Consider the following 5,202-nt stretch of genomic DNA (forward strand, 5'->3'; position numbering starts at 1 on the left):
CTTTCCCGGGAACCGACTTTGCGCTGGATCAACAAACGCCGCCGGCGGGGGGTGGAATGCGAAGGGAAGGGGGAAATGGTGGGCCCGGCAGGACTTGAACCTGCAACCAGACCGTTATGAGCGGCCGGCTCTAACCAGTTGAGCTACAGGCCCACGCGAGAAGGCGGAGCGGGACGCCCCGGCGCGAGGCCGGGGCGGGAACCTCAGGTATCGAGGAACGAGCGCAATTTACGCGAGCGGCTCGGATGCTTCAACTTCCGCAGCGCCTTGGCCTCGATCTGGCGGATACGTTCGCGCGTCACCGAGAATTGCTGGCCCACTTCTTCCAGCGTGTGGTCGGTGTTCATGCCAATGCCGAAGCGCATGCGCAGCACGCGTTCCTCGCGCGGGGTGAGGGTGGCCAGCACCCGCGTGGTGGTTTCACGCAGGTTGGAGTTGATGGCGGCATCCACTGGCAATACGGCGTTCTTGTCCTCGATGAAGTCGCCGAGATGCGAATCCTCCTCGTCGCCGATCGGCGTCTCGAGGCTGATCGGCTCCTTGGCGATCTTCAGCACCTTGCGCACCTTCTCGAGCGGCATGGCGAGCTTCTCGGCCAGCTCCTCCGGGGTCGGCTCGCGGCCGATCTCGTGCAGCATCTGTCGCGAGGTGCGGACGATCTTGTTGATCGTCTCGATCATGTGCACAGGGATGCGGATGGTGCGGGCCTGGTCGGCGATCGAACGGGTGATCGCCTGCCGGATCCACCAGGTGGCATAGGTCGAGAACTTGTAGCCGCGGCGGTATTCGAATTTGTCGACCGCCTTCATCAGACCGATATTGCCTTCCTGGATCAGGTCGAGGAACTGCAGGCCGCGATTGGTGTATTTCTTGGCGATCGAGATGACGAGGCGCAGGTTGGCCTCGACCATTTCCTTCTTCGCCACGCTGGCTTCGCGCTCGCCTTCGCGCACCTGCTTGTAGATGCGCTTGAATTCGGAAATCGGCATGCCGAACTCAGTGGCGATGGCGGCAATCTGCTCACGGATCGGATTGACTTCACGCGGTGCGGCCTCGCCGAAGCGGGCCCAGCCCTTATGGGTCTTCAGCTTGGCGACCTTGTCGAGCCATTTCGGGTCGAGTTCCTGGCCCTCATACTGCTTGATGAATTCGTCGCGCGGAATCTTGAAGCTTTCGGCGCAACGCAGCAGCTTGCCTTCCTGCATCATCAGCCGCTTGTTCAGGCCATACAGGTTCTCCACCAGCATTTCGATGCGGGTGTTGTTGAGATGCACCGACTCCATCAGATGCACCATCTCATGCTTCAGCTTGAGATAGGACTTGTCCTTCTTGGCATCGATATCGGCATGTACGAGAGCGGCCTGCAGGCGCTCTTCATGGGTCTTCTGCAGCTTCTTGTAATGCTTGGCGATGGCGTCAAAAGCTTCCAGCACCTGCGGCTTGAGCTGGGCTTCCATGGCGGCCAGCGATAGGTTGGCTTCGTCTTCCTCGTCCAGCTCTTCCGGCGCCGGCGCGGTTTCGGCCTCGGGCTCGGCGTCCTTGGTCTTTTTCTTCTCGACCTTCACCGGGGCAGGGGCTTCGGCCTTGGCCGGCTTGGCCTCGACCTTGGGAGCCGGCGCGGCAGCACCAGACGCTTCCTCTTCCTCGACGCCCTCCAGCGCGGCATTGTCCGGGCCGGCGCCGCCGCCCAACGTCGCTTCCAGATCGACCACGTCGCGCAGCAGGATCTTGCCGTCGACCAGGTCGTCACGCCATTTCACGATGGCCTGGATGGTCAGCGGGCTTTCGCAGATCGCGCCAATCATCTTCTCGCGGCCGGCCTCGATCCGCTTGGCGATGGCGATTTCGCCCTCGCGCGACAGCAACTCGACCGAGCCCATCTCGCGCAGATACATGCGTACCGGATCGTCGGTACGATCGACCTCGGCCTTGGCTGGCGCGGTCTCGCCCTCGGCGACCTCGCCGCCCTCGGCCTCGGCTTCTTCCTTGTCGGCCGGCGCTTCTTCCTGCTCCTCGGATTCCACGATGGTGATGCCCATCTCGGACAGGATCGCCATGGTGTCTTCGATCTGCTCGGAAGAAACCTGCTCTGGCGGCAGCACGGCATTGATCTCGTCATACGTGACGTAGCCGCGCTCCTTGGCCTTCGCCAGCATGCGCTTGATCGCAGCCATCGACGCGTCGATCAACGGAGTGTCGACGGTCTCTTCCTTTTCGGGCGCTTCCGAGGCGTCAGGTGCCGCTGCTTGTTTCGCCATGCCGGTTCCTAACTCTTCCTATCTCGTAAAAAACACAAAGCCGCCCCGTTGAGGGAACGGCTCAATCCGTATCCGATGCCGAAACCTGACTGCGCGCCGAACCGACCTCTGCCTTCAGGGCCACGAAACGCTGCCATGCTTCGGGGTTGGTATTGTTCGCCAGCTCGGCCTCCGCCGCAGCAAGCTCCTGCTCCAGTTCCGCCAACCGGTAACGCTGCACGGCCTGCCACCACCCTCGCTCAACTTTGTCCGGTGGGGTCTCGCTGCGCGCAAACGGCTCCAGAATCCGCCCGGCCTCGCCAGTCACAAGGTCGAGCTGAGCGCCGAGTCCTCGCTGCCTGAGATGGGTTGCGAAGGCCTCGCCGTCAAGACCCGGATGGCGGGAGGCTTCTTCTAGAATCCGGCTCTTAAGGCTGTCAAGCGGCCCTTGCGGGAAGGCCAGGGCGGCAAAGGCCTCGCCATGCTCGTCCAGCAGCCAGGGATGGGCCAGAACCGCGGCAATCAGGGCCTTTTCTGTTCTTCCCTGGCTGGCCGCCATGGGGCCGCGGAACCCTTCGGGCTGCTGCGGCCGGCCGCCGGGGGTGAATGCCGGACGATTGCGCGGGGTCCAGGTCCGGGGTGGCGGGGCGAACAGGGTGCGCAGGCGGGTACGGAAATGGTCGCGGTAATGGCTCTGTACCGCCGGATTCCTGATCTGGCCAGCCAGGCTGTACAATGCGGCTTCCAGGGCGGCCCGGCGTTCCGGAGTATCCAATGGCCGCCCCTCGGTTTCCCGTCGCCACAGGATATCGGCCAGCGGCAGGGCGGCGGCCAGCACCTCCTCCATGGCCTGACGGCCCTGGTTGCGGACCAGGTCGTCCGGGTCCTGCCCGCCAGGCAGGATGGCGAAGCGGAAGGAATGGCCGGGTTCCAGCAGGGGCAGGGCCCGGTCGGCGGCCCGCAGGGCGGCCCGCCAGCCGGCATTGTCACCGTCGAAACACAGGATCGGCTCGGCCGAGAGCCGCCAGAGCAGGGCGATCTGCTCTTCGGTCAGCGCGGTGCCCAGTGGTGCCACGGCATGCTCAATGCCGGCCTGGGCCAGGGCGATCACGTCCATATAGCCTTCCACCACAACGACCGTGCCGCTTTCGCGGGCTGCCTCGCGCGCCAGCGCGTGATTGTAGAGGTTCCGGCCCTTGTGGAAGAGCGGGGTTTCCGGCGAGTTGAGGTATTTCGCCGGCGCGTCTGCATCAAGCGCGCGGCCACCAAAGGCAATGATGCGGCCGCGGCGGTCGCCGATCGGGAACATCACCCGATGGCGGAAGCGGTCGTAGCTCGGGCCGCCATCCTCGGGCTTGATCAGCAGGCCGCTTTCGATCAGCAGCGGCTCCGGGATGCCGCGCGCCAGCAGGGCCTCCTTCAGGGCGGTGCGGCTCTGCGGCGCATAGCCCATGCGGAAACGCTCGATGGTCTCGGGCTTCAGGCCGCGTTTCTGGATATAGACGCGGGCCTCGGCGCCCACATTGGCCTGCAACTGGGCCTGAAACCACTTGGTGGCCTCTTCCATCGCCTTGCCCAGCGTGGCGACCTGGTCGGCCTTCTGGCGGTCTTCGGGCCGCACCTGCGGCACGGCCAGGCCGGCTTCCTGCGCCAGCTGCTCAACAGCTTCGGGGAAGGCCAGGCCGTTGTTGCGCATGACGAAGCCGATCACGTCGCCATGGGCGCCGCAGCCGAAGCAATGGAAAAAGCCCTTGTCGTCGTTGACCGTGAAGGATGGGCTTTTTTCGTTATGGAACGGGCAGAGGCCGGTGAATTCCCGGCCGCGCTTGATCAGGCGGACGGAACGGCCAACCACCCCCGACAGCGGCAACCGGTTGCGCAGTTCCTCAAGAAAGGAATCGGGGAACGCCATGCTTCTCCCTGCGCCGGTTCTGCCTGTTTCCGCCTGTCCGACCGACCCGACTCGGGCGACTCGGAGGCGCTCAGCTCAGCTGGCTTTTAAGAATAGCCGCGGCCTTGGCGAAGTCCATCTGGCCGGCATATCTGGTCTTCAGGATAGCCATGACCTTGCCCATATCCTTGATGCCCTGGGCGCCCGCCTCGGCGATGGCGCCCCTGGCGGCGGCCTCGACCTCGGCTTCCGACAGCTGTTTCGGCAGGAAGCTTTCGATGACGGCGATTTCCGCCTTTTCCTTGTCGGCCAGATCCTGGCGGCCGCCCTGCTCGTAGAGAGTGATCGACTCGCGGCGCTGCTTCATCATGGTCTGCAGCAGGGCGAGGATATCGGTATCCGGGATCCCGGCGCGGTCATCGCCCGAGGTGCGGGCGGCGATGTCGCGGTCCTTCAGGGCCGCCAGAATCAGGCGCAGGGTGGCCAGGCGCGGCGCGTCCTTTGCCTTCATGGCATCCTTGAGCGCCTGGTTGAGCGTCTCGCGCAGCATCGTGTGTCCCCCAGCGGTAACGGAATCGGAGCGGTTTTTGAAAGGCGCGCAGCATAGCCCAAGCGGGGGCGACTCGCAAAAGGAATAAATATATGATTTTTCAGCCTTTTTAACCGATGCTCCGGTCTTGACGATGGCTTGGGTTTTGATATGGTCCGGCCTCGGTTGACGCGGCGCCCGCCGCCGCCGAAATCACCGTAGAATAGCTGTGCCGTACCGCCGGAGCCGGGTTCCCCGTATCGCCCTCCGGTGGTTTTTTGCGGCCTGCAGCCTGCCAGACTGAGTGATGGAGTCCCCGATGGCCGAGACACCGAAATACGCCGCCCCCCCCGGCCCGGGCTATACCGGCGTTGTGGTGCTGGCGGATGGCAGCGTGTTCTGGGGACAGGGCCTGGGCGCCGAGGGCGACTCGGTCGGCGAGGTTTGCTTCAACACCTCGATGACCGGCTACCAGGAAATCCTCACCGACCCCTCCTATGCCGGCCAGATCATCACCTTCACCTTCCCGCATATCGGCAATGTCG

General features: G+C 64.3%; 4 protein-coding genes and 1 tRNA gene. 1 reads left to right on the top strand and 4 read right to left on the bottom strand.

Features of this window, described 5'->3' with window-relative positions:
- Positions 1-76: 76 nt before the first annotated feature.
- From Q1J79_RS04545 to Q1J79_RS04560, 4 genes are all read right to left on the bottom strand, one after another.
- Positions 77-153, bottom strand: a tRNA-Ile gene (locus Q1J79_RS04545).
- 50 nt (positions 154-203) lie between these two features.
- Positions 204-2,258 (bottom strand): RNA polymerase sigma factor RpoD, encoded by a 2,055-nt coding sequence (gene rpoD / locus Q1J79_RS04550; RefSeq protein ID WP_300297129.1) that lies wholly within the window; start codon positions 2,256-2,258, stop codon positions 204-206.
- A 61-nt stretch (positions 2,259-2,319) separates the two neighbouring features.
- Positions 2,320-4,149, bottom strand: a complete 1,830-nt coding sequence (gene dnaG / locus Q1J79_RS04555) for a DNA primase (RefSeq protein ID WP_300297132.1) — start codon at positions 4,147-4,149, stop codon at positions 2,320-2,322.
- Positions 4,150-4,219: 70 nt separating this feature from the next.
- On the bottom strand, positions 4,220-4,678 hold the full coding sequence (locus Q1J79_RS04560; RefSeq protein ID WP_300297134.1) for a GatB/YqeY domain-containing protein: 459 nt from the start codon (positions 4,676-4,678) through the stop codon (positions 4,220-4,222).
- Positions 4,679-4,976: 298 nt separating this feature from the next.
- Here Q1J79_RS04560 and Q1J79_RS04565 point away from each other — a divergent pair.
- Positions 4,977-5,202, top strand: a 226-nt coding sequence (locus Q1J79_RS04565) for a carbamoyl-phosphate synthase domain-containing protein (RefSeq protein WP_300297136.1), incomplete at its 3' end; no start/stop codon positions are given.

This window comes from Ferrovibrio sp., assembly GCF_029255545.1.
Taxonomy (GTDB): Bacteria; Pseudomonadota; Alphaproteobacteria; order Ferrovibrionales; family Ferrovibrionaceae; genus Ferrovibrio.